This is a genomic window from Thiemannella venezuelensis (assembly GCF_014203605.1).
GTDB lineage: Bacteria > Actinomycetota > Actinomycetes > Streptosporangiales > Streptosporangiaceae > Planomonospora_A > Planomonospora_A venezuelensis.
Map to the genome: position 1 here is coordinate 87,274 of NZ_JACHJJ010000008.1, position 25,181 is coordinate 112,454.

Below are 25,181 nucleotides of genomic sequence, written 5' to 3' on the forward strand. Positions count from 1 at the left end.
CACCTTCTTCGCCGCACATGCCACCAGAAAGCGCCATGGCCTTTCGCAACAGCAGCAATACTTACCCATGAAGCATCGCATGTGCAATCGGATCGCACACCGTACGCGGCCGACCGCGGCCGGCCGAAGCCGGCCGCTCAGCCCGCGAGGCGGTCGCGGAGCAGCGCGTGGACGAACCGGTACGCGCCCGAGGGCCTCCGGCTCAGGATCCCCGCCGCGACCATGGCCTTCAGAGCGGCGGGCACCTGGACCCCCACGATCCCGCAGCCGCGGAAGATCTCCCTGATGTCCATCTCCTCACCGGTGAACTCCTCGACCCCTTCCGTCCGCGAGTGCGCGGCGAGCTCGCGCAGCGCCTCGGCCGCCTTCCCCCGCTCGACGTCCGCCACGTCGAGCCCGGCCTGCGCCCACCGCGCGTACCACGGCAGGAAGTCCACGGGCTCGGCGGGCAGGGCGTCGACCCACGCGGGCGAGGAGGTGAGGGCCGACACGAACTGCGGTGAGCGCGCCAGCTCGGGCGCGAGCGCGCCCAGCCGCTCCGGCCGGACGTCGCGTGCGGCCAGGAGCTCCTCCAGGCGCCGGCGCCCGTCCTCCGGCGGCACGCCGAGGACCTCCACCGTCTCGAAGTGGGGCGAACCGGTCGCCGGACCCAGGGCGGAACCGTCCCGGTCGATCATGACGAACCGCGATCTCGTCAGTCCCCGGGCGAGCTCCTCCATGAGCCGCCCGGCGTTCGCCTGCCCGTCCGGCTCGCCCAGGCCGTCGATGACGTAGACCAGCGACCCGCGGCGGACCAGGTCGAAGGCCTCCGGCAGGGCGATCTCGTGCTCGGCGGCCAGCGCGTGCGCCAGCCGCAGCTGCGGGTTGGAGCGGTCGCGCCTGAGCGTGCGCAGCTCCATGAAGACGGGGACCGCGCCCTCCTCAATGAGGCGGCGGGCGAGCCGGGCGGCGAGCACCGTCCGGCCGCTGCCCGGCTCGCCGGTGATGACCAGCCCGGTGTCCGTTCTCGCGGCGATCTCCTCCGGGCGCGTCTTGCGGGCCGCGCCCCCGGCGAAGCGGACGACCGGGGTGAGCAGCGCGCCCTCGTCCCCCAGCACCCGGCTCACGTGCTGCTGCGCGCGCTCCCGCAGGACGCCGAGCTCGGACCCGGCCGGGCCGGGGAACGGGGAGGACGTCTGCGGGGCGGGCTCCTCCTCGGCCGCCGCGACGGCGTCCCCCCGCTGGACCACCGGCGAGACCTTCACCAGGTCGATGTAGGAGCCGATGTCGCCGGGAAGCCGGTGCCGCCCGCCGGGGAACTCCTGCACGATCCTGAGCGGCAGCGGGTTCCAGGCGGGCAGCCGGTCGTCTCCCGCGGTGTCGATGTCCTCGGCGATCCGCTTCAGCAGGGTGGGGTTCTCGGTGAGCTGGACGTAGAACCCCTGGTCGCCGTCGCGGATCAGCAGCACGGCCGCCAGGACCGAGACGTCGTAGTGTTCGAGACCCCGGTCCTTGGCCACCCTGTCCTGCAGGATGAGGACGTTGACGAACCGCTTGATCGTGCGCGGGTTGCGGCGCAGCCCGATCTTGAGCAGTCTCCCCGCCGGCCTGATGTCGTCGGTGAGCAGGACGTCCACGTAGCCCTCGAAGGCGGCGTCGGACATCCGCGGCATCTCAAAGGGGATCTGGACGATCTTCTCGAGGTAGTCGCCGACCGGCTGGCCCTCGTACCGCTGCTCCACCGCGGCGTTCAGCGGCTCCTTGGCGACTCCGAGCAGGAAGACGCAGTTGTTCCGGCTGAAGTGGAGCTTGAGCGCCTCCAGCAGCGCCACGATCTGGTCGGCGTGGCAGCGGTCCAGATCGTCGATGAACACGACCAGCCTGCTCTTCCCCTGTGCCTGCAGCGCCCGGGTGATGAGGGTCTCCAGGTGCCCGTCGAGCTTGGCGTGCTCGGAGCGGATCAGGAAGTTCTGCTCGTCGTAGCTCTCCAGGGACTTGCGCATGTCCGCGACCGAGAGCTGGACGGAGGACCTCAGCACCAGCGAGCCGAGCACCTCGGAGATGAGCCCCAGCTTGCGCCGCAGGCCCTGCTGCCGTTCCAGGCCGAGATCCCGCACGACGGTGTGGAGCAGCGGCAGCACCGGGTTGGTGTCGTACTGGTGCCGCCAGGGGTCGAACCACGCGTGCGCGCAGTGCCCGTAGTCGCTCTCGATCACCTTCCTGACCTGCTTCAGCATCGAGGTCTTGCCCGTCCCCCACTCGCCGAACACCCCGATGACCAGCGGCGGCGCGGCGGAGGCCGCCAGGTGGGCGAGTCCCTCGGCGTACTCGGACCTGTTGAGCCCGTCGGCCTCGGCCGGCTCGTCGGTGTGGGTGAAGCCCGCCGGGCTCCGCACCGGGGGGGACGGCGACCGCAGGATCTCCTCGCGGTCCCTGCGACGCCGCCTGCTCCGCGCCCGCAGCAGCACACCGGCGGCGGCGCCGGCCACGAGAACGAGGCCCCCGAGGGCGATCGGCAGGCGGTACCGCTCCAGGAAGGGCGCTGTCACGACCACCTGCCGCCGGTCGATCCCCGTGGCGGAGAACAGCACGAGCTCCCCGGTCCCCGCGTGCGGGCGCGGACCGGGCGCCATGACGACCGACGCGGTGCCGCCGGAGGGCACCGGCGGCCGCCGCGGGCCCCTGATCACCAGGGCGTCCGCGATCGGTCCCACGACCCGGACCTCGACCTCGGTGGAGGGGCCCGGGTTGACGATCGCGACCTGCCAGGTGCGTCCCCCGCCCAGGCGGTCGAGCGGGATGGAGAGCGGGGTCCGCTCCAGGAACTGCGGACCGGCCGCGCCCGACCGCGACAGCGCGGCCGGCGGCCGGACGAGCACGAGGAGGACGAGGAGGACGGCCACGACGGCGGCCAACACCGGTGAGCGCCGAATCGCCATGCCTCAATTTCACCGCATGCGGGCCGCTCCCGGCCGCGCCGAGACCTGACGGTTACCCGCGACCAGCCGGGGGGAGAGCGCGCGCCTGAACACCGGCACCAGGGCCGCGGCCAGCGCGACGGCCGACATGAGCCCGAACAGGATGAGCACGGCGGTCGCGGCCGTCACGTTCGCCACCAGGACACCGGCCAGCAGCGGCCCCAGCGCCACCGCGCCGTAGCTGCCCAGCCTGGAGACGCTCACCACCTTCGCCACCCGGTCCTCGGGCACCTGGCTGAGCACGGTCCTGATGGTGACGTTGCTGAGCCCGCCCGCCAGTCCGATGACCAGCAGCGCGGCCCCGACGACCGGCGGCCCCTGCCCGAGCGCGACGGTCAGCCCCAGCGCCCCGCAGCACGTCAGGACGTGGACCAGCAGCATCGAGCGGCCCCGCCGCGAGAGCCCCAGCCACTCGGCCAGCCAGAGCGTCCACCGGCCGCGCGCCGCCCTCGCGTCGATCTTCCTGGAGATCCGCCTCCTGGCCGGGGAGATGAAGGCGCCGAAGGCGCCGCCGACACCGGAGGCGGCCAGGGTCAGCCCCACGACGGCCGGGTGCACCCCGGTCGAGGCGGCCCCGGACAGGAACACGACGATGAGCGCCTGCACGACCAGGTTGGCCAGCGCGGTCAGCACCGTGGCGGAGCGGAGGAACCTGTTCTCCCAGACCTCGCGCAGCCCCGACCTGATCCCGCCGGGGAACGTCTCCTTCGGCCGCGGGTCCTCCTCCCGGGGCAACCGGGCGAACGCGGCGGACGCGCAGGCGAACACGGCCGCGTTGGCCAGGAACGGCGTGAGCGGGCCGAGGCCGTACAGCAGCCCGCCGAGCGGGCGCCCGGCGAGCACCACCGCGTGGACCGTCGTCTCGTGCACCGCCAGCGCGGTGTCCACGTCCCGCCGGTGCACGGTCGCCGGGATCAGGGCGGTCTCCGCCACCGTGGACGTCACGAAGAGCACGCCCTCGGCCAGCGCGACGGCCACCAGGTCCGCCCCGCGGAGCGAGCCGTGCAGCAGCCCGGCGCAGACCGCCCCGACGAGCAGCGCCCGCCCGGCCTCGCTCCACATCATCACCCGCCGCCGCCCGAGCCGGTCGACGAGCACTCCGGCCGGGATGTAGCAGAGCAGCCCGGGCACCGTCGAGGCGAACACCACCCAGCCCGTCCAGGCGGGGGAACCGGTGAGCCAGAAGGCGAGCAGCGGGTAGGTCACGCCCAGTGTGCGGGTGCCCAGCATGGAGAGAGCCGATCCCAGCCAGGCCGATCTGAAGGACGGGTAGACCGAGAAGACCGCGTACGAACGCCTGGCCTGGCGGGTGCCCGCCACCACGGCCCGCCCCGCCCGGCCCGGCCCGGAGGCGGGTGCGCCGCGAGCGGCACGTGGAGCGCGGAACACTTTCGCAGAGTAGAGCATTGATCGGCGGCGTGCGGCGGCAAGCGGGGCGGCGTGCCGTGTTTCGGGAAGCGGCTTCGGCAAGCGGTTCCGAGAAGTGGTCCGGGAGACCTCCGGGTCAGCCGGTGATGAGACGCTCCGCCTCGGCGTCCAGCCGCGGCGGCAGCGGCCGGTCGGCGCTCTGCCGGGCCAGCCGGGCCAGCCGGACCGCCTCCGGCATGTCTCCCGCGGCCTTCATCACCCGGGCCGCCCGCAGCAGGGTCGAGCCGTCCTGCTCCGCGTCGAGCGGCGGGATCACCCGCACGGCGTTCGACACGTCGCCGGTCAGGGCCAGCGCCAGCGCGTAGGCGGCCTTGGTGGAGGAGCGCCTGAGCGGGCGCACCCGGTCCAGGTCGCGCAGGGCGCGTTCGGGCCGTTCGAGGTCGGACATGATCTCACCGCGGGCCCTGAGCGCCTCGGGGGCGTTGCCCTCCCTCGCGAGCGCGTCGTTCAGTTCGTCGACCGCGTTGCTCTCGCGTCCGTCGTACCAGAGCGCCCAGGCCAGCTCGGTGTGGATGGCGGGCTCGTCCGGGCTCCGCCTGACCGCCGCCCGCAGCTCCCTGACCGCGGCGCCGAACGCGCCCCGGTCGATCAGGATCCGGCCGACCGCGGTGAGCAGGGCGGCGACGGTGCGATCGGCGCCCCGCACGCTCGTGTAGAGCTCGGCGGCCCGGCGGTAGCGGGCGATCGCGTCGGCGGAGTCGCCTCTGAGGTAGGAGACGTCGCCCAGGAGCGACTCGACGCGCGCGTGCAGCCGCTCGTCGCCGCCCGGACGGCGCCCGAACCGGCCGGCGTAGGTGACCGCGAGATCGAAGTGTCCTTCGTGCAGGGCCGTCTCGGCGGCGAGCAGATCGCCGGCGGGGTCGCCGCACCGGGCCTCCCTCGCACCGGAGCCGTCGAGACCGCCGGGGAGGTCGAGGGCGTCGAGCAGGAGAGGCCGGACCAGGCGCCGGTGGATCCCGTATCCCCCGGCGCTCCTCTCGTGGCGCAGGATGTGGCGGTCGGACAGCGCCGTGACCACCCGGTCGGGCAGGGCCTTGTCCTCGCCCGTGCCGCCCCGGGCCAGCCGCCGCAGCAGCCCGGTGAGCTCGCCGGTGTCCCCGTGGAAGTGGTCGTGGGCGACCTCCTCGATCATCAGCCGGCAGAAGCCGGCCAGTATCCCGTCCACGCCGGCGAGGTCGTCACCGGTGATCGTCCGCGGGCCGTCCCGCACGGCTCCCCAGAGCGCGGTGCAGGCCACCTGCAGGTACGCGGGCTCCACGGTGTCGAGGAGCCCCTCGGGGACCCGGCGCAGGTCGTTCACGAGCGACTCCACCACCCCCGGGCCGAAGGTCCAGTGGAGGTCCTCCAGCGGAAGCCCGCAGGCTTCGCGCGCGGGCCCGGCCCCCAGCGCGCCCAGTTCGTACGGCTCGCCTCCCAGGTGCCGGCGCAGGCCCTCGTGCCCCGTGAGCGGGTCCAGGTGCTCGTCGTCCACGACGAGCAGGAGGCGCAGGTGCGGATTGCCGTCGAGGGCCTCGACCAGCTGGTCGAGTGCCGGCCTGGGCTCGGCGAGGCTGCCGGTGTAGAGCTCTTCGGCGTGGTCGACGGCCGCCAGGACGGGCAGCCGGGCGCCGGACGGTTCGAACCTGGCGGGGCGGCGCCGCAGGAACCCCGAGACCGTCTGGCCGATGAACCCCGCCGGGGCCTGGTGGGGCGCCCAGGACGACAGCAGGGCGAAGACGTGGGGGTCGTCCTCGGCGGAGACGAGCGCCGCGGGGACCGCGGACGACCGCGACAGCCGGCCCACCGGCAGCACGTCGGCCGCGGCGTGATGGATCAGGGGCAGCACCCCCGCCGACAGCAGCGACGTCTTGCCCGCTCCCGGCGGTCCGTGCACGACGGTGAGGCGGTGGGTGCGCCAGCGCCGGGCCAGCTCCGCCGACTCCCTCCCCCGCCCGAAGAATCTGACCTGGTCGTCCCGGGTGAACGGGCGCAGGCCGACGAAGGGTCTGAGGCCGGTGCCTTTAGGGATCATCGCCTGACCTGTCTCCGCTGCAATTATGACGACCATTCGCCCATGGCCCCAGGCTAGATGACGCTCATTGCGTTCCGGTTGCGATCCCGCCCGTCCGGCCGGTCTCACCGGATCCGCCGGGGACGGGGCGCCCGGTCACAGGGCCGACTGAAATCCCGCCACGACACCGCCGTCCTCGCCGGCGATTCGGAGAACCGCTTCCCTGACCTTGGAATTGTTCAACGCCTTCATTTTCTCAAGGCTCAGGTCGCTGAAGTCGATGAGGCCGGTGGCGTGGTCGTCTTCCATGCAGTCTCCCCTGTCCGGAGTCGCACGCCCGATTACGGTCCTCCGTAACCGCGGTTTTCTTCTCTTCCGCCCGGACGCCTTTTCCCTGTATGCGATTCTGTGACGACAGCGCGGCGGAGGCAATCGTAGGATCGAAAAAACAGCGGGAGGGCGAGTGGACGAGCAGGTCGGCACGCGGTCACCGGCGCGCATTCCCGAGATCTGGGGAAAGAAGGTCCCGGGAAAGAACAAGAACTTCACGGGCCGTTCCGCCGTCCTCGCCCGCCTGCGCGAGAGCCTGACCTCCAGCGCCGATCCCACCGCGCTGCTGCCGCTGCCCCAGGCGCTGCACGGCCTGGGCGGCGTGGGGAAGACGCAGCTCGCGATCGAATACGCCTGGAAGTACCGCGGCGAGTACGACGTCGTCTGGTGGATCACCGCCGACCAGCCCGAACTGGTGCCCAGCGCGCTCGCGGGACTCGCCGAGGGCCTCGGCCTGCGGTCCGCCGCCGTGGTGGGCATCGAGGAGGCGGCCGCCTCGGTCCGTGAGGCGTTGCAGCGCGGCACGCCGTACGACCGATGGCTGCTGATCTTCGACAACGCCGACGAGCCGGAGCTGATCAGAGGCATGATCCCGGACGGCGGGCCCGGGCACGTGCTGATCACCTCGCGCAACAGCAGGTGGAGCGGGGTGGCGGAGACCGTCACCGTCGACGTCTTCACCCGCGAGGAGAGCCTGGCCTTCCTGAACAAGCGGGTGGGACACGAGGTCGACAGGAAGGAGGCCGACCGGCTCGCCACCGAGCTCGGCGACCTCCCGCTGGCGCTGGAGCAGGCCGCCGCCCTGCAGCACCAGACCGGCATGTCCACGGAGGAGTACATAGAGGAGCTGCACGAGCGGACCCGCGACCTGCTGTCGATGGGGCAGTCGACGGAGTACCCCCTCTCCATGACCGCGGCCTGGCAGCTCTCGCTCGAGGCCGTCGAGAGCAAGGTGCCGCAGGCCGGCGACCTGCTCCGGTGCCTGGCGTTCTTCGGCCCCAACCCCGTCCCGCGCGACGTCTTCCGGCGCGGGAACAAGGGCGGCGGCGCCCGGATGGGGCCGATCCTGAAGGATCCGGTCGCGCTCAACCAGGCGTTCGCGGTCCTGAACCGGTTCGCCCTGGTCAAGGTCGAGGGGGACGCGCGCACCGTCCAGGTCCACCGGCTGGTGCAGGCGCTGCTGCGGGACTCGCTGGAGCCGCACGAGCGGGAGGAGATCCGGGCCGAGGTCCACACGCTGATGGCCAGCGGCGCCCCCGCGGACCCGGAGAACAACGCCAACTGGCGCAGCTTCGGCGAACTGGTCCCGCACGTGCGCCCGTCCGGGCTGGCCGACAGCCGCGAGGACGCGGTCCGCGAGTTCGCCGTCAACATCGTCCGGTACCTCTTCCGCCAGGGCACCCTCGGACCGGCCGAGAACTTCGCGGAGGAGTTCCTCGACCGCTGGCAGTGGCGGGGGGCGGGCAGGCAGGACCCGCACGTGCTGCGCCTGCGCCGGCACCTGGGCAGCATCCTGTGGCAGCTCGGCAAGTACACCGAGTGCCGCAAGCTCAACAAGGAGACCCACGAGCTGATGCAGGGGTCCCCCCACTACGGCGAGACGCACGAGGAGACGCTCCGCCTGGGGCTGAGCTACGCGGCGAACCTCCGCGGCGCAGGCGACTTCGAGGGCGCCTACAAGCGCGACACCGGCCTGCTGAAAGCGCATCGGGAGCTCTTCGGGGAGACCCATCCCGCCACCCTGCGGGCGATCAACAACCTGGCCCTGGACCAGGCGCTGCTCGGCCTGTACGACCAGGCGCGGGTGCTGCAGGAGCTGGCCTACCTGGAGCAGAGCGACGCCGTCGAGGGCGTCGGGAAGTGGGACGTCCAGATCTCCTGGAACGGCCTGGCCCGCATCGTCCGGCTCTGCGGGGACTACGAGATGGCCTGCGACCTCGGTGAGGAGGTCTACGCCTACGGGCGCAGGGAGCTCGAGGTGGAGCACCTGCTCACGCTGATGACCGCCAGGGACCTGTCGATCGCCCGGCGACGCAACGGCGACCTCCCGGGCTCCCTCGACCTCGCCGAGGAGACCCTCGCCCGGCTTGAGAAGTTCTACGGCGCGGACCACCCGGAGACCATGGCCGCGGTGGTCGCGCTGGCCAACACCCTGCGCGAGACGGGGGACCTGGACAGGGCGTTCACGCTGACCAGGAACGTGATCCCCAGATACGACAGCGTCTTCGGCAGGCAGCACCCGTACCGGTACGGCTGCGAGGTCAACCTGGCCCTGCTCCACCGGCTGCGCGGCGACGCCGCCGAGGCCCGCCGGCGGAACCTGGAGACCTGCGACGCGCTGCTCGCCTGCGTCGGCGCCCGCCACGAGTACACGTTCGCCGCCGCCGTCAACCTCGCCGGTGACCACGCCGCCCTCGGCGACGCCGCCGAGGCCTGCCGGCTCGGCGAGCACACGCTGGAACGGGTGCGCGAGCTCTTCCCCGCGAAACACGTGCTCGTCCTCTCCGCCGCGCACAACCTCGTGCTCGACCTGCGCGCGGCCGGCCGGGACGCCGAGGCTCTGCGTGCGAGCACGGAGGCGGGTTTCCGAGCGTTCAGGCCGGACCACCCCGACCGGATGCGCGCCGACGGCGGCCGGCGCATCGACTGGGACTTCGATCCCCTCACCCTGTGAGGCCGTTCCTCGCGGTCCACGCCTCGCGGTGGGCGGCGGACAGCCGGCGGGCCTCGGCGGCGGCGGCGGCCGGAACCGGTTCGTCCAGCCACGCCGACAGCGTCCGCCGCATCGCGGCCACGAACTCCTCGCCGGGCGGGGTGAGCCCGCCGTCGGCCAGGAGCGTACCCGTCACCTCGAACGCCGACCGGCGCCAGCGGGCGAACTCGACGTGCGGCCTGAGATCGGGCTCGTGCGCGCGCTGCCGCCGCCAGAACCCGGCCACGCCGAGGTACGCGTACGCGCCGTGGAGCAGACCGGACAGCGGCCGCGGATCGTCCCGCCACGGCGCGTAGTGCACCCGCTCGTCCCGCGTCCGCACCTCGGGCCGGACCAGGTGGACGGTGTCCAGCACCGCGCCCAGCTTGGCGTGCTGCACCTCGTGCGCGAACGTGGCGGCCAGCCACCGTCCGTCCGGCGGCGTGGACATGGCGACCGCGCCGAACCGCGCACCGTCCGAGGCGCTGTCCTGCCCGCGCGCGGGTCCCTTGATCGGGACGAGCACCGGGATGATGGCGGCCACCTCCTGGGCGACCGTCCAGTGGTGCCCGGTCAGCATGCGCCAGGCCGCGGTCAGGCAGTCCTGCCAGTGACGCAGCTCGTCCGGGGAGAGGCGCCCCTCGACGACCTTCCCGGGATCCCACCGGCACGGGTCCAGGTCGTCCACGATCAGCCTCCGCCTCCCGGAGCCGATGCGGTGCAGCGGCTCCCAGCCCGGCCGCCCGGCCGCTCCGGCCCGGAGGCGCACTCCCCCCACCTCGACCGTCCGGCCGGGTCCCACCCGCAGCGTCACGAGCTCCGACCCGCCGCCCGGCAGGGTGATCCGCCCGAGGGAGGGGAGCATGATCCTCCCCTGCCGGACGGGGACCGGCGTCTCGCACGCGACGCCCGCCTCGATGGCCGCGGCCGCCGCGACCGCTCCCAGCTGCGCCGGTTCGAGGGGGTCGCGGATTCCCCGCTTCAGCCGGTACACCGCCCGGTTCGCCCACGCTCCGACCGCCGGGTACCGCAGCACCCCCTCCACCGCCGCCGGGTCGCGCTTCTCCACCGCCGCGAGCACGTCGAACGCCCGCTCCACGGCCCCGGTCCCGGCCAGGCCGAGCAGTGCCATGAGCAGGCCCCTGTGCTTGCTGTCCTCCGCCGCCGCCAGGTGCCGCGCGCCCTCGGCGCCGCCGCCGCCCGCGGCCAGGCGGGACAGGACGTCGCCGGGCAGCCGGTACGGCCTGAGCTCCATGGTGCTCCTTTCGGGCAGTCGTTTCAGGCGGTCGCCCGGTGGAGGTCCGCGACCAGGCGCGAGCGGATGTGCCCGATCAGCCGGTACAGGTCCGCGCAGTACACGGAGGGGTTGAGGAACCCCGTGCCGCTCCGGTACCGGTGGGGGTAGAGGCCCGCGCCGCAGACCCGGCCGAACCTGCAGGCGCCGCACGTCTCGCTCAGCGCCTCGCGCCCGAGCTGCCTGGCCACCATCCCGGGGTGGCGCAGCGCGGCGTCGAAGGGATGGTCGACGACGTTCAGGCCGGTGGCCGGGGCGCCGTGCCGTACCGCTTTCAGGGAGTCCGTCTGCTCGATCGTGCCGTCGGTCTCGACCACGACGAGGCTGGACGGGGTCAGCCCGACCGCCTCGCTGGCGGAGCTCCCGCCGAGCAGCAGGTGGATGATCTCGCGGAAGATCCGGACGGCCGGTCCTCCTTCCGCGTCGTACCAGCGGTCGAAGACCCGCACCAGCCAGTCGGCGTAGGGCGCCCGCTCCGGATCGGGAGGGCGGCCGGGCGGCGGCGCGTCCCAGGTCCCGTGGGGCAGCAGAAAATCGATCATCGGCGGCTCGAACCCGGCCAGCGCCTCGTACGTCTCGATCGGATCGTTGGCCAGGTCCACCGTGCAGAGCAGCCCGCCGTACAGCCGCCGGTAGGGCGGGGACATCAGCAGCCGGAGCGCCCGGGCCACCGCCTCGAAGCTGCTCCGGCCGTCCGCGAACCGGCGGTTGCGGTCGTTGGCCCGCGGGCTCCCGTCGAGGCTCACCCCCACCTTCACGTCGAGTTCGGCGAAGGACCTGAGCGCCGGCTCCTCCAGCAGCACGGCGTTGGTCTGCACGGCCGCGTCCACCGTCAGCCCGGCTCCGGCCTCCGACCGGACGATCTCCACGATCTTGCCCAGGTAGTCGTGCCCGGCGAGCAGCGGCTCACCGCCGTGCAGGATCACCCGGACCGAGCCGAGTCCGTGGGCGCGCGCGTGCTCCCGGATCCGCCGCGCCACGGCCGCGACCAGTTCGGGCGCCATGACCATCGGCTGCGACCGCCAGCTCTGGTCCGCCAGCGTGTAGACGTAGCAGTAGTCGCACGCGAGGTTGCAGCGGCTGTGCACCTTCAGGAGGAACTGCCGGAAGGGATGCGGCCGCCACCCGTTCACCAGCATCTCGTCCACGTCGAGCGTGGCCGGCCACTCTCGCGATGAGTCTCCCGTGACGAAGGCCACGCTGGCACACCTCGCTTCCACGAGCGCTTCACGATGCTAACCCAGGGACGTCCGGATGAGGAGGGAGGCCGCCCGGGCCCCGGTCCCGGGTCCCGGCCTCGGGCCGGGCCCGGACGGGCCGTTGACCGGCGGGCGGATCGCTGTTGCACTGAGCGTCATGGCGAGGACTCTCTCCGTGGCCGCCTGGCTGGTGATGACGCTGGCCGCGGGCACGTCCGCGGCCGGGCCGGACCGGGCCGACGAGGTGCGCTACGACGGCTCCCTGATCTCACCCCCACCGGCCCCGCCCGCCCCGGTCCCGCCCGCCCTGGTCGCCGACCGCACCTCCCGCGCCCGGCACGGCACCGTCCTGACCGCCAACGACGGCCGGGTGCTCTCCCTGGCGGACAAGACCGGCAACCTCTTCCTGCGCTTCCCCGCCGGGAGCTGCCCGGCGGCCCCCTGCCCCCAGGCGGTCGTCCGGCCGGCCGGCTCCGAGGCGCTGGTGCCGCGGGAGGGGACGGGACGGTTCAGCTTCGGCGCCGACCTGAGGCTGACCTCCGAGCCGTCGCCCGCCGCCGGGATGAACGTGTGGCAGTTCGGCCTGGCCGGCGACGGCCGCAGCCAGTGGAAGCTCCAGGTGGACCACGGCCGTCCCTCGTGCCGGTGGTCGGACGGCACCCGCACGGTGCTGCTGTCCGCGCACGGGCACCGGCTCGCCGTCGGGCGCTGGTACCGGGTGCGGTGCGCGCGGCTGTCGCCGGCGCTGTTCGAGATCCGGGTGCTCGACCCGGCGACCGGCGCCCCGGTCGTCCCGCCCGCCCGCGCGCTCGCCGAGCTGGGGGCGATCCTCCCGGAGGGGTCCGCGCTGGTCGGCGGCAAGCGGGTGCGCGCGGACCAGGCCGACGAGCAGACCGACCAGTTCCACGGCGACCTCGACGAGGTGTACTTCGCCCGGTCGCGGGCCGTCTTCTGATCGGCGGCGCGATCCGTCCGGGACCGCGCCGCCGGTGCCGTACGGCCGCCGGGAAACCCTCATGCCGGAGCGGGCCGCGCCGATGGGATCCCGACGTGTTGGACCACGCTGCGGCAGAGGAAGGAGGCGGGACGTGGGAGCGGAACCGCTGGCCCTGCTCTTCGCGGTGGCGGCGTCCGTGTCCGCCACCGTGGCGGTCACCGCCTGGCGCCGCCGCCGGGCGGCCTCCGCGGTCGGCATGCTGGCGGTCGTCTCGGCGGCCATCGCGGAGTGGTCCCTGGTGAGCGGGATCATGACGCTGACCGGGGACGGCGGCGCCCCCCGCATGTTGTGGGCCCTGCTGTTCCTCGGCGTGTGCCTCGTCCCCCCGGGTTTCCTCTGCCTGTCGCGGGCCCTGACCGACCGCGGGTGGCGGCTGCGGCGCCGTACCGCCCTCCTGCTGGCGGTCGAACCGCTGACCGTCGTGACCGGGATCGCCACCGACCCCTGGCACCACTGGTTCTTCTCCGAAGGCGGGCGCACCCTCGAACCGTCCACGTACACCCCGCTCGTGTGGGTGCACCTGGCCTACAGCTACACCCTGCTCATGATCGCCACGGTGCGGGTGTTCCGTGCGTGGCTGCGGGGCCCGCGCAGCCAGCGGACGCTGTACGGCCTCACCCTGCTCTCCACCGTGCCCCCGACCGCCGGCAACCTCCTCAACGTGGCCGGAGTCGTGCAGGGGGTGGACCTGAGCCCCGTCGGGTTCTGCTTCACCGTGGTCGTGTCCTACTGGCTCTTCGTCCGCCGGTCGCTGCACGAACTGGTGCCCGTGGCCCGGCAGAACGTCGTCGACATGATCGACGACATGGTCGTCACCGTGGACCGGTCGGTCCGGATCCTCGACCTGAACCCGGCGGCGGACCGCCTGGTGCGGCGGCTCTCGCCGGACCTGCCCGACCGGCTGACGGGGCTGCCGATGAACGAGGTGCTCTGCGACGTCTCCCTCACCGAGGGGACCCGCACCGACCGGATCTACGCGGACTACCTGGGCAGCGGGGTGGATCTCAACGTGCGCGTCAGCCCGATGCACGACGGCCGCGGCGACCACATCGGCTGGGCCGTGGTCGCCCGCGACATCACCGCGCTCAACCGCCACCGGCGCGAGCTGGAGCGGGCCAACGCCCGCCTGTCCGAGCAGCTGCGCACCATCGAGGCGCTCCGCTCCGACCTGGCCGAGCAGGCCGTCCGGGACGCGCTGACCGGGCTGCACAACCGCCGCCACCTGATGGACGCCCTGTGCCGGGAGGTCGAGCGGGCCGGCCGGGAGCGCTCGCCGCTCAGCGTCGCCGTCCTCGACATCGACCACTTCAAGCAGGTCAACGACCGCCACGGGCACCGGGCCGGCGACCGGGTCCTGGTCCGCTTCGCCGAGCTCCTCACCGCGGGATCCCGCCCGGGCGAGATCGTGGCGCGCCACGGCGGCGAGGAGTTCGTCGTCCTGTTCCCCGGCGTGACCGGCGAGCACGCGCTCGCGCGGCTGGAGGAGCTGCGCCGGACGGTGGAGGCCGACTCCGTCCGGGCCGACGGCCGCCCGCTCTCGGTCACCTTCAGCGCGGGCGTCGCCGTCCTCGCTCCCGGGCAGAGTCCCGACGACCTGCTGCACGCCGCCGACCAGGCGCTCTACGCCGCCAAGCGGGGCGGTCGGAACCGGATCGAACGGGCCGGTCCCGGCCCGTCCACCGCGGCGGCCTGACGGGCGGGCGCGGGCGTCCCCGGCGGGACCGCCGGGAGGCGGCCCCGACCGGCTTGGATCATGCGCCGGGCGTGCCCGAGACCGGCGCCGCCTCCGGGGTCTGGGCCGCCACCAGGGCCGCGTACCGGCCGCCCCGGGCGAGCAGGCCCTCGTGGGTCCCCCGTTCCACGATCTGCCCGTCGTCGACCACCAGGATGAGGTCCGCGTCCCGCACCGTGCTCAACCGGTGGGCGATCACGATGCGCGTCTGGGAGAGCCAGCCGAGATTGGCCTCGATCAGGGCCTCCGTGGTGCTGTCCAGGTGGCTGGTGGCCTCGTCGAGCAGCAGGATCCTCGGCTCGGCGAGCAGCGCCCGCGCGAGCGCGAGCCGCTGCCGCTGCCCGCCGGAGAGGCCCCCTCCCTCGACGAGCACGGTCTCGTACCCCATCGGCATCGCGCAGATCTCGTCGTGGATGCAGGCCAGCTCGGCCGCCTGCACGATCCGGTCCATCGGCGCGCCGGGGTCGTTGAGCGCGATGTTCTCCCGGATCGACCCGGTGAACAGCGACGGCTCCTGGTTGACCACGCCGAACCGGTGCCGCAGGGATCGGAGGTTGAGCTGCGCCAGCGGCACGCCGTCGTAGCTGATCTGGCCCTCCGCCGGGGTGTACAGGGCCAGCAGGAGGCGGGCCAGCGTGCTCTTGCCCGCCCCCGACGGACCGACCAGGGCGACCTTCTGCCCCGGCCGGATCGCCACGGAGACGCCGCGGAGCGTCCACGGCCCGCGCGGGTCGTGCCGGAAGCCGACACCGTGCAGCTCGATCGATCCCCGCAGGTTGAGCACCTCGATGCCGGTGCTCGGCTCGGGTTGCGAGGCGAGGATGTCCGAGAGGCGGTCGAAGTGCGCCCCGGCCTGCTGGAGTCCCTGCAGGCTGGTCATGAGCGAGGCGACGGGCGTGAGCGCGGCGGCGGCGACGGCGTTGAGCGCCAGCAGGGCGCCCAGCGTGAGCTCGCCGTCGAGCACCCGCCACGCCCCGATCCACAGCAGCCCGAGCGGGGCGAGCAGACGCAGGGCGCCGAGTGCGGCATCCAGCAGCCCCTGGGTGAGACCGCCCCGGATGTCGGCGTTCAGCTGGTCGGTGAAGTGCTCCGACCACTGCTCGACGGCGCGGTGCTCGGCCCCGGACGCCTTCAGCGTCTCGATGCCGCCGATGGCCTGGACGAGCTGGCTCTGGGTCGCGGAGAAGGCGGCGAGCTCCTCCTGGGTGAGGCGGCCGACCCTGCGGGCGGTGGCCAGGAGCAGGAGCACCTGCAGGCCCGCGACGCCGAGCAGGCAGGCGCCGATGACGGGGTCCCAGGCGAACACCAGGATCAGGTAGCCGAGGGCGAGCGGCCCGTCCAGCAACGCCGACAGGACCTGCCCGGTGAGCATGTCCCGCAGCACCGCCACGCTCCCGGCCCGCGCCAGCAGGTCGCCCTTGCCGCGCAGCGCGAAGTAGCGGTACGGCAGGGCGACCAGGTGGGAGATCACCCCTGAGGTCAGCTCGGCATCGGCTCCCGCGCGGATCGCGACCAGCAGGACCGAGCGGAGGTAGCCGACCGCGAACTGCGTCACCGCGGCGAGCGCCAGCCCCAGGCCGAGCACGGACAGCAGCCCGCCGTCCCCGGCGGGCAGGACCCGGTCCACCAGCGCCTCGGAGAACAGCGGCAGTGCCAGGCCGAGCAGTTGCAGCAGCAGCGAGGCCAGCACCACCTGGGCGAGCAGGCCCTTCCTCCGCATCAGCAGGGCTCGGACGAAGCCCCGGCGCCAGGCCTGCCCGGCGCTGGAGCGGCCCGTCCGGAAGCCCGGCCCCGGCTCGAAGGCGAGCAGCACGCCGGTGAAGCCCTCGTCGAACTCCTCCGCCGTGAGCCTCCGGCGCCCGCGGGACGGATCGACGATGTGGACCTGCTCCGGCGACCACCGCTCGACGACCACGAAGTGGTTGAACTCCCAGTGGACCACCGCGGGCATCGGCACGCGCGCGAGGTCCTCCGGGGCCAGCGAGAAGGCCCGCGCCTTCAGCCCGCACTCCTTGGCCCCCTCCAGCAGCGATTTCGCGCTGAGACCGTCCCGGCCGATCTGGAGCCGGTCGGTGACCTCCTGGAGGGAGACCCGGTGGCCGTGGTGGGTGAGGACCATCGCCAGGCACGCGGCCCCGCACTCGGTGGCGGTGTTCTGCAGCACGACGGGAACGCGCCTCACGCCGGGCCCCCGATCCGTGCCAGCAGCACCAGCGCGAACGCGGCCGCCGCCACGGCCAGGAGCGCGACCACCGCCCACAGCGCCCACAGCGTGCCCGTCCTGATCATCAGGGGGGTACGGCTCCGCCGCTGCGCGGAGCCGTACCGGCGCAGCGTCTCCTCCCGGAAGATCCCGCGGCTCACGACCAGTGCCACTCGATCGAGGCCTGGCCGCGGCGCTCGGCCAGCCACTCCGCGAACGCGACCCGGCCGGCCGCCGCCAGGGTCGGCCCGTCCGGCGAGGCGGCCGTCCGCTCCAGGACGGTCCCGGCGAGGAAGGTCCCGCCCTGCGCCACAGGTCCGACGACGGTTCCTCCGGCGGCCTCCCCGAGCGGTCCGGGCAGCTCGAAGGCGAAGCGCTCGGCGAGCGTCGTCTCGATCCCGCCGCCCGCCGCGAGGGCGGCCAGCGCCGCGCCGAGGGACCCCTCGGCGCCCGCCGTCCCCCCGGGTGCTCCGGCCCGGTCGCCGGCGGTCTCCCGCAGGAGTGCCGCGCCGGCGGCGACGGCCCTCTCGGATCCGGTGATCCAGACCGCGCGGACCCGGTCGAACGCCTCGGGGCGCGCGGCCAGGCGGGCCGGGCCGAGCTCGGCCTCCTTGCGGCGGCGGAAGCCCCGGCGCCGGGCGATCCCGCCGATGTAGGCCTCGAACTGCTGGGGGGTCATGCCCGTCTCCTCCAGCCAGGCCAGCGTCGCCGCGCGGTCGTGCAGGCCCCGGCCCCTGCGGAACTCGTCCGCCGCGGCCTGCAGGTCCTCGTCGGGGACCGGCCCGTCGTCCCGCTGGACCTCGTTGAGGATCAGGCACTGGTCGACGATCTCGTCGTGCGGCGTCGTGTCCCGGCGCGAAAGGGAGCGGATCATGGTCAGGGCCTGGGCGACCGAGAGGTGCACCTCGTCCACGGTGACCAGCTGGCCCGCCGCCCAGTGCGTGGAGTGGTCGACCAGCCAGGGCACCCCGTCGTCGGCCTGCGCGGTGAGCGCGACCGTCCCGCCCTCGGGGTCCTCGATGAGGAGGTCGAAGTCGACCACCGGGGTGCCGGGCCGCTCGTCGACGACGAGCTCGGCCCGGAGACCGGGGTGGGCGGCCGCCCAGGCGGCGGCGGCCGTACGCGCCTCGTGCACGCGGGCGCGCCGGCGGGGCAGGCCGCGCAGCAGCCGCACGCCGGACTCCAGTGCCGTCGCGAAGTCACTCATGATTCTTTCCCGTTCTCCGCCGCCACCAGCCAGTCGGCGATCGCGTCGCTGACGGGCAGCCCCGCCTGCTCCTCCACGAAGCCCCAGGCCCCGTTCGGGTTGATCTCCAGGAACACGTACTCCCCCTCCGGGGTGAGGATGAGGTCGACGGCGCCGTAGGTCAGCCCCAGCGACGCGACCAGTTCCACGCACCGGCGCCCCAGCCCGTCCGGCAGCCGGTGCGCGCGGTAGCTCACCCGGTCGTCGTCGTAGTGCCGCCAGTCGTCCCTGGCCGTCCGGGACGCCTGGGAGTCGATCTCCGCGGTGAAGACCCGGCCGCCCACCACGATCACGCGGAGCTCCACGGCCTTGCGGACGTAGGGCTGGAGGATGACCGGCTCGTACCGCAGGCGGTGGCGCGAGGTGAGGTGCCGCCGGGTGAGGACGGTGGTGTAGGCGCGATGGCCGGCGCCGTCCACCGTGAACTCGTCGGAGTTGATCTGCTTGGCGATCAGTTCGCCCCCCGCGCGCTCGTAGGCGGGCACCAGCTCGGCGGGGTCGTTGGTGTAGACGGTCTCCGGTATCCGGAAGCCGAGCTCCGCCGCACGGGCCATATGGATGATCTTGTTGTGCGCCCGGCGCTCCACCTCCCGGCGGGAGGGGAGCCACCGGGCGGGAGCCAGCTCCCACGCCCCGTCGAGCAGGAACTCCGCCTGCCAGACCACGTGGCGCCGGTGGGACGGGTCGGTGACGGCCGCCGCCGGCTCGGGCGGGTTCGGCCGCCGCCGCCACACGGCGCGGACCTCGGACAGGTCCAGCCGCTCGGATCCGGTGTCGAGCACGATCCGGTGCGCGCCATCCGCGAAGGCGGCGGTGAGCGTGCTCCCGGCGGGGAACTCCCCCGGGTCCCACCACGTCACCGGCGCGCCGCGCGCCGCCAGCTTCGGCAGCACCATCTCGACCGCGTCGTCCCGCCGGTCGCTCAGTACCAGGATCACCGTTCACCCTTCTCACGGAGAACCGCCGGCCGGACAACGGTCCGGCCGGCGGTCGGGGCCCCCGTCCCGGCCGTCCGGGGAGGCGGGAAGGTGCCTCCTCGGACGGCCGGGGCCGACGCTGCTAGCTGATGACCCACTCGGCGGGCCGGCCGCCGATGCGCCAGGACACGCTCTGGCGGCCACCGCTGACCTCGCCCAGCTCGGCGTCGGTGAGCTCGGCGCCCTCGAACGGAATGTCGTCGATGTTGATCTTGGTCATGTCGGTCTCCTTCCACCGCCGCGTGGCGGCGGTCGTTCCCCCGTGTCGCCGTACCGCGGCGACCGGCTTACGAGGAAGACATTAGGAGCTCCAACTTGACGATCCCTTGAAAGTCCCTGGAACCCCACTTGCCACTCGCTTACCGAAAACCCCGGAATGCACCTGGGTCACGGCGACGGCAGGGCCCCAGGGAGCCGCGCGGCGGCCCGGATCCGGGGATCAGGGGTAGGAGACGACCATGGAGGGGATCGTCTCGACGCCGTACGCCGGGTCGCCGGTGTCGTTGATCACGTGGTTGTACCGGCCCTTGCCGCCGAGGGAGACGACCAGGAGGCTGTGGAACTTCACGCCGGGCTTCACCGGGGCCTCGAAGCCGCGGTCCACCTCGATGGTCGGGTCGCTGGTGAAGACGCAGTAGCTGCCCATGCCCCAGCCCTCGTGGACGTTCACCGAGTCGGCGACCTTGTAGGCGGCCCAGCCCTTGACGGAGCCGTTCATGAACGCGGCCTGGTTCGGCGGGTCGTAGGGCAGCTCGTTCTGGAAGAAGATCGTCTTGCCGCGCTCGCCGAACCACTCCACGTTGTACTTCTGGAAGTGCTCGACGAACAGGCCGGTGGCCAGCACGTCGTCGCCGTAGACCCGCATGCCGTAGTCGGAGGTGTTGACGGTCCAGCCGACGCCGTCGCCGTGGTCGGCGCGCCAGATCCAGGTGTGGTCGATGATCGTGTCGTCGCTGTGCACCACCAGGCCGGTGGTCGCCTTGCCGGCGAACTGGCCGCCGACCCGGATGAACACGTCCTGGACCGTGACGGGGTTGGCGGAGTGGTCGGTGTGCGCGCCCTGGCGGCCGATCTCCAGGAGCGTCGGCGAGTTGACCGGGCCGGCGTCGATCAGGAAGCCGGCCAGCTTCACGCCGTCCACGTCGGCCACCTTCATCGCGGTGACCCCGCCCTGCGGGACCAGCGTCGCCAGGCCGAGGCCCATGACGACGGTGTCCGCCCGGTTCACCTCGATCGTCTTGTCGAGGTGGTAGATGCCCGGCGTGAACAGCAGGTGCAGGCCCTGGGCGAGCGCCCGGTTCAGGGTCGCGGCCGTGACGCCGGGCTTGGCGACGTAGAAGTCGGTGAGCGGGACGGAGGTGCCCGGGGTCGGGCCGTTCGCCCAGCTGATGCCGCGCGCGTTGGTGCGCTTGGCCGGTACGAGCACCTTGTAGGCGTCGCCGTCCAGGTACAGGTACGGCTTCTCCCGGCTGACCGGGGTGGTGTCCAGCGTCGTGTAGCGCGGCTCGGGGAAGCCGGTGGCGGGAGCCCCCTGGACGCCGGAGAAGGTCATGTTCCACACGCTGTTGGTCCAGCCGCCGATGGTGCTGTCGCGGGTGTACCACTGCTGCTGGGAGTACGGCCCGACCTGGCCGTCGATCTTGCTGTCGGCGATGTAGCCGCCGGAGGCCCAGCCGTACCCGGACGGCGCCAGGTTGAGCGCGCCCTTGATGTGCATCCGGCGGAACGGCGCGGCCTGGGAGACCGCCCACCGGTTGGTGCCGTCGTAGGGCGCGACCGAGAGGTTCTCGGTGGAGCGCCAGAAGTTCTGGGTGGCGTTGCCGCCGAACCAGCCCGCGTCGACGCTCACGCCCTTGACCGTGACGTCGCCGGGGTTGCGCCCGAGGCCGTAGACGGAGGTGTAGAAGCCGGTGTCGACGTTGACGTCGTAGCTTCCGGGCTTGAACATCAGCGCGTACCGGCCGAGGCCGAACTGGGCCGACTCCTGCTCCTTGAAGATCTCGGTGATCTGGGCCTGGACCGCGGCGGCCGGCATGGACGGGTCGAAGACCTTCACGTTCGGGCCGAGGTCGCCGCCGCCGGGCAGGTCCTCCCCGCCGTCGCCCCTGGTGTGCACGCCGACCTCCCACAACGAGTATCCGTAGCCGGTGCCGCGGGCCGTCCCGTGGACGCGGAGGTAGCGGCCGGAGCCGGTCACCTCGTAGGAGGCGGTGCCGCCGATCGCGCCGGTGACCGTCTTCAGGGTGGTCCAGGCGGTGCCGTCGGCCGACGCCTGGATGGTGAAGTCCCTGCCGTAGGCGGCCTCCCAGCTCAGGTCGACCTTGCAGATCTCCTGGACCGCGCCGAGGTCCACCTGGAGCCACTGCGGGTCCGCCGCCGCGCTGGACCAGCGGGTGCCGGTGTTCCCGTCGAAGGCGTTCTTCGCGGGGGTGCCGCCGTTCTCCACCGACGAGGCGGAGGCGGGCCCGTCCAGCGCGGCGTTGCCGGTCCCGCACTCTCCGCCGGTCCCGCCGTCGCCGGCGCCGTACACCTGGAACTCCCACAGGGAGTAGCCGTAGCCGGTGGCGCGGGCGGTGCCGAGCATGCGGACGTAGCGGCCGCTGCCCGCCACCTCCCAGGAGTCGACGCCGCCGTCGCCGCCGGTCACCGTCTTCAGGTCGGTCCAGGTCGTGCCGTTCTGCGAGGACTGGACCTTGTAGGCGGTGGCGTACGCCGCCTCCCAGGTGAGCACGACCCTGCCGAGCTCCTGCACGGAGCCGAGGTCGACCTGGAGCCACTGCGGGTCGCTGCTCGCGCTGGACCAGCGGGTGCCGGTGCTGCCGTCGAAGGCGTCCTTCGCGGGGGTGCCGTGGTTCTCGGTGGACGAGGCCGTCGCGGTCCTGCCCTGCGAGAGCAGGGGGCCGTCGGCGTGCGCGGGGCTGCTGACCACGGGTACGGCCAGCAGCCCGGCCAGGACCGCGAGTGCGCTCCCGGCGGGTCTGAGTCTCATGTCTTACCGTCCGCTTCCGGTTGTCGGGGGGTGGGGGTACCACGGGCGGGAGAGGGGTGCGCCTCCCGCCCGCGGAGCATGGGAGCCGCGGTCAGCCGTAGACGCCGAACTCGTAGAGCGAGTAGCCGTAGGCCGTGCCGCGCTGGGTGAGGTCGAGCCGGACGTACCGGGCGGAGGCGTCCAGGTCGATGCCGTCGAAGCCGCCGTCGCCGGCGGTGGTGGAGTGCACGGTGGTCCAGTCCGTGCCGTTCGCCGAGATCCGGAGCCGGTAGGCCCTGGCGTACGCGCCCTCCCAGCCGAGCTGGACGTGCTTGATCGCGACGGTCCCGCCGAGGTCGACCTGGAACCACTGCGGGTCGGCCCACTCGCTGGCCCACCGGGTGGTGAAGCCGCCGTCGACGGCCCGGTCCGGGGTGAACGGGCCGCCGTCGCCGGTCGGCTGGTAGGAGGAGGCGGTGGCCGGCCGGCCCAGCGCCAGGTTGGTGCCTCCGACGACCGGCGGGACCACGCGGAACGAGCGCTGCTCGATGCCGACGTTGCCGTGGCCGTCGAAGGCGTACACGTACACCTTCCACACGCCCATCCGCTCCGGCGCGGTCACCGTGAACCTCCCGGGACCGGTCTGGGTGAACCTCGCGCCGGTGAAGCCGCGGTTGCCGGTGATGTGCTTGTCGCTGACCATCAGGTTGTAGCGGACCGGGTCGCCGTCCGGGTCGGAGACGTCCGTCTCGACGGTGAACGTCCCGCCCGCCGGGACCGCGGTCTGCGAGCCGACCGTCATCGAGGTGATCTCCGGCGGCGTGTTCGCCGACCGCCGCCCGGTGTAGGCCTCCTTGAGCACGTGGTAGCCGTGCCGGCGCCAGCCGCCGGGGGTCGTGTTCAGCCAGACTCCGCCGAAGTCGTTCTCCAGGCCGTAGTGGAACTGGGTGACGCCGAGGGCCACACCGCTGTGGCCGTGGACCGCGTTCCAGCTCGCGGTGTACATGTCCCGCTTCTCCAGGTCGGTCGGCTCGTCGGGGACGCCGTTGACGTCGTCCGGCACCTCCCACTCGCCGTCCGGGCCCGCCTCGGTGACGATGTACGGCTTGCGGTACCCGCCGTCGGTCCAGTCCTTCCTGACGGTGTGGACGGCGCCGTAGGAGTTGACGGCGAGCAGGTCGAGGGCCGGGGAGTGCGCCTTGTAGTAGGTCCAGGCGTGGGTGTAGGCGTCGGTCGAGGTGACCGGGTGGTTCGGATCGGCGGCGTGGATCGCCTCCGCGACCTCGTTGACGAACTTCGCGTACGCCACCCGCCGCTGCTCGACCACGTCGGCGGGGAGGCCGTGGTCCTGCATGGTGAGGATGACCTCGTTGCCGACGTCCCACATGAGCACGCCCTGGCGGTTCTTGAGCGCGTCGACCCGGGCGACGATCTCGCTCTTCACGCTGGTCTTGTAGGCGGTGTCGTTGACGTAGTCGGCGCCCTGGTTGAGCCAGTGCCCGACGATGACCTTGATGCCGTGCCGGGCGGCGGTGTCGAGCAGGGCCGGGGTGTGGGTGTCGTCGACGCCCCAGGTCCGGATCGTGTTGACGCCCATCGCCTTCAGGTCGCGCATGTAGCCGTCGGCGGCGGCCTGCGGCGGCCCGTAGGTCATGCCCTTGATCTCGTACGGCGCGCCGTTCACCGTCAGCCGCCAGTCGCCCTGGGTGCCGGTCACCTTGACCGTGCTCGGCCCAGCGGGGACGGCGGGGTCGGTCATCGGGGCGGGGACCGTGCCGGTCCGCCGGGAGACGGAGATCCGGTCCACGCTCAGCACGCCGCCGGAGGTGGTGGCGGCCACCGGCGTCCTGACGCCCGCGAGCGCGTCGGGCAGCGAGCCGCCGATGGCCAGGTCGAGGCGGAGGTAGAAGCCGTGGTGCACGGCGGCCTTCCAGGCGGCGACGCCGACCTGGCTCTCGCGCACGACCCAGGTCTGCTTCCCGTCGAGGTAGAAGCGGATCTCCTCGTCGGTCTTGGTCCGGTCGACGACCTGCGTGTACTCGTGGTAGCCGGTCCGGCAGCCCCCGCAGGTGGCGAAGCCGCTGCTGCGGCCGTTGTACTCGTTGCACACCCCGTCGGGGGCGGTGCCGCAGTGCAGGGTGTTGGCGAGCTGGTCGCGGCCGTTGACGCCGGTCATGATGTCGGTCTCGCCGACGGACGGCCAGTTGGTGTAGTCGCCCCGGTAGGCGGCGCCGGTCGCCCGGAAGCCGGGCCAGTAGCCGAGGGCGTCGGCGACCTCGGGCTGCTTGATCCGGGCGCTGAACCGGAGCAGCTCGCCCGGGCGCGGCTCGAAGTCGGTCCGCCTGGTCTCGATCCGGCCGGAGGTCCAGCCCCCGGCGGCATCCTTGATCGCCTTGATGCTCAGGTGGCCGTCGCCGTCGAGGAAGACGTTGGCGGTCGAGTCGCTCATGGTCTCGACCTCGCCGGTACCCCAGTTCGCGGCGCCGCCGGGGTAGGAGGTGCCGGTGCGCAGGATCCAGTCGGCGGCCGCCGGGGAGGTGCCGGCGGGGCCGGTGAAGTCGTCCTTCCACACCTCGGTCCAGTCGCCGGGCTCCTCCGTGCCGCCCCTACTGCCGTAGACCTGGAACTCCCACAGGGAGTAGCCGTAGCCGGTGGCGCGGGCGGTGCCGTGCATCCGCACGTAGCGGCCGGTCCCGGTGACGTCCAGCGTCTGGGTGCCGCCGGTTCCCGTGGTGGTGGAGTAGACGTCGGTCCAGGCGCTGCCGTCGTCGGAGGTCTGGATCGTGAAGGCCCTGGCGTGGGCGGCCTCCCAGGCGAGCACGACCCGGGAGATCGCCGCCTTCTCTCCCAGGTCGATCTGGAGCCACTGCGGGTCGGACCACGCGCTGGCCCAGCGGGTGCCCGTCAGGTCGCCGTCGACCGCCGCCGCGGCCGCGTAGCCGGCGCCCTCGGACGAGGAGGACGTCGCCGGCCTGCCCTGCGAGAGCAGGCCGTCGGCCGCCGCCGCCGCCGGACTGATGAACGCCAGGCCGGAAGCGACCAGTCCCGCCAGCACGGCGACGACCAGGCTCAACCGGAACCGGCCCGAGCTGCGAGCTGGATACACGATCTCTCCTCGGAAAGGGGGATGCCTGCCGTACCTGACGGCAGAGGGGAGAGCGCTCTCCG

General features: G+C 73.2%; 16 protein-coding genes. 3 read left to right on the forward strand and 13 right to left on the reverse strand.

Translation table 11 applies throughout. From position 1 onward, the window contains the following. Window positions 1-137 precede the first annotated feature (137 nt). From FHS22_RS14220 to FHS22_RS14235, 4 genes are all read right to left on the reverse strand, one after another. Window positions 138-2,918: a P-loop NTPase fold protein gene (locus tag FHS22_RS14220; protein ID WP_184941856.1), complete on the reverse strand. Its 2,781-nt coding sequence runs from the start codon at window positions 2,916-2,918 to the stop codon at window positions 138-140. 9 nt (window positions 2,919-2,927) lie between these two features. After that, window positions 2,928-4,346 carry an MFS transporter gene (locus FHS22_RS14225; RefSeq protein WP_184941858.1) on the reverse strand — a complete coding sequence of 473 codons (1,419 nt, stop codon included), beginning with the start codon at window positions 4,344-4,346 and terminating at the stop codon, window positions 2,928-2,930. 115 nt (window positions 4,347-4,461) lie between these two features. Further along, window positions 4,462-6,396 carry an nSTAND1 domain-containing NTPase gene (locus tag FHS22_RS14230; RefSeq protein WP_184941859.1) on the reverse strand — a complete coding sequence of 645 codons (1,935 nt, stop codon included), beginning with the start codon at window positions 6,394-6,396 and terminating at the stop codon, window positions 4,462-4,464. A 135-nt stretch (window positions 6,397-6,531) separates the two neighbouring features. Continuing rightward, window positions 6,532-6,684, reverse strand: a complete 153-nt coding sequence (locus FHS22_RS14235) for a hypothetical protein (RefSeq protein WP_184941861.1) — start codon at window positions 6,682-6,684, stop codon at window positions 6,532-6,534. Window positions 6,685-6,838: 154 nt separating this feature from the next. Between FHS22_RS14235 and fxsT the strand changes: the two genes are divergently transcribed. After that, on the forward strand, window positions 6,839-9,379 hold the full coding sequence (gene fxsT, locus FHS22_RS14240) for an FxSxx-COOH system tetratricopeptide repeat protein (RefSeq protein ID WP_184941863.1): 2,541 nt from the start codon (window positions 6,839-6,841) through the stop codon (window positions 9,377-9,379). Here fxsT and FHS22_RS14245 read toward each other — a convergent pair. Both FHS22_RS14245 and FHS22_RS14250 read right to left on the reverse strand, forming a co-directional pair. After that, window positions 9,369-10,652: an HEXXH motif domain-containing protein gene (locus FHS22_RS14245; protein ID WP_184941865.1), complete on the reverse strand. Its 1,284-nt coding sequence runs from the start codon at window positions 10,650-10,652 to the stop codon at window positions 9,369-9,371. The two genes, fxsT and FHS22_RS14245, sit on opposite strands and share 11 nt — an antisense overlap. A 23-nt stretch (window positions 10,653-10,675) precedes the next feature. Further along, the gene (locus FHS22_RS14250) at window positions 10,676-11,890 is read right to left on the reverse strand and encodes an FxsB family cyclophane-forming radical SAM/SPASM peptide maturase (protein WP_338047746.1); all 1,215 of its coding nucleotides are present in this window, start codon (window positions 11,888-11,890) and stop codon (window positions 10,676-10,678) included. Between the two features lie 157 nt (window positions 11,891-12,047). On the opposite strand from FHS22_RS14250, the gene FHS22_RS14255 reads away from it, so the two are divergent. Together FHS22_RS14255 and FHS22_RS14260 are read left to right on the forward strand one after the other, a co-directional pair. Continuing rightward, window positions 12,048-12,845 (forward strand): LamG domain-containing protein, encoded by a 798-nt coding sequence (locus FHS22_RS14255; protein ID WP_184941867.1) that lies wholly within the window; start codon window positions 12,048-12,050, stop codon window positions 12,843-12,845. Between the two features lie 133 nt (window positions 12,846-12,978). Next, window positions 12,979-14,580 carry a histidine kinase N-terminal 7TM domain-containing diguanylate cyclase gene (locus tag FHS22_RS14260; RefSeq protein WP_184941869.1) on the forward strand — a complete coding sequence of 534 codons (1,602 nt, stop codon included), beginning with the start codon at window positions 12,979-12,981 and terminating at the stop codon, window positions 14,578-14,580. Window positions 14,581-14,638: 58 nt separating this feature from the next. On the opposite strand, the gene FHS22_RS14265 is transcribed toward FHS22_RS14260, so the two are convergent. The 7 genes from FHS22_RS14265 to FHS22_RS14295 form a co-directional block, all read right to left on the reverse strand. Beyond that, on the reverse strand, window positions 14,639-16,801 hold the full coding sequence (locus tag FHS22_RS14265; RefSeq protein ID WP_184941871.1) for a cysteine peptidase family C39 domain-containing protein: 2,163 nt from the start codon (window positions 16,799-16,801) through the stop codon (window positions 14,639-14,641). Then, window positions 16,798-16,995 (reverse strand): hypothetical protein, encoded by a 198-nt coding sequence (locus FHS22_RS14270; RefSeq protein WP_184941872.1) that lies wholly within the window; start codon window positions 16,993-16,995, stop codon window positions 16,798-16,800. Before FHS22_RS14270 ends, FHS22_RS14265 begins: the two co-directional genes overlap by 4 nt. Then, on the reverse strand, window positions 16,980-18,029 hold the full coding sequence (locus FHS22_RS14275) for a TIGR04500 family putative peptide maturation system protein (RefSeq protein WP_184941874.1): 1,050 nt from the start codon (window positions 18,027-18,029) through the stop codon (window positions 16,980-16,982). The genes FHS22_RS14270 and FHS22_RS14275 overlap by 16 nt, the downstream gene beginning before the upstream one ends. Further along, window positions 18,026-19,006 (reverse strand): MvdC/MvdD family ATP grasp protein, encoded by a 981-nt coding sequence (locus tag FHS22_RS14280; RefSeq protein WP_184941875.1) that lies wholly within the window; start codon window positions 19,004-19,006, stop codon window positions 18,026-18,028. Before FHS22_RS14280 ends, FHS22_RS14275 begins: the two co-directional genes overlap by 4 nt. A gap of 121 nt (window positions 19,007-19,127) precedes the next feature. Beyond that, window positions 19,128-19,265: a putative ATP-grasp target RiPP gene (locus tag FHS22_RS14285; RefSeq protein WP_184941877.1), complete on the reverse strand. Its 138-nt coding sequence runs from the start codon at window positions 19,263-19,265 to the stop codon at window positions 19,128-19,130. Window positions 19,266-19,484: 219 nt separating this feature from the next. Then, window positions 19,485-22,034, reverse strand: a complete 2,550-nt coding sequence (locus FHS22_RS14290) for a discoidin domain-containing protein (protein WP_184941879.1) — start codon at window positions 22,032-22,034, stop codon at window positions 19,485-19,487. Window positions 22,035-22,125: 91 nt separating this feature from the next. Beyond that, window positions 22,126-25,119 (reverse strand): discoidin domain-containing protein, encoded by a 2,994-nt coding sequence (locus FHS22_RS14295; RefSeq protein WP_184941880.1) that lies wholly within the window; start codon window positions 25,117-25,119, stop codon window positions 22,126-22,128. Between the last annotated feature and the right edge of the window lie 62 nt (window positions 25,120-25,181).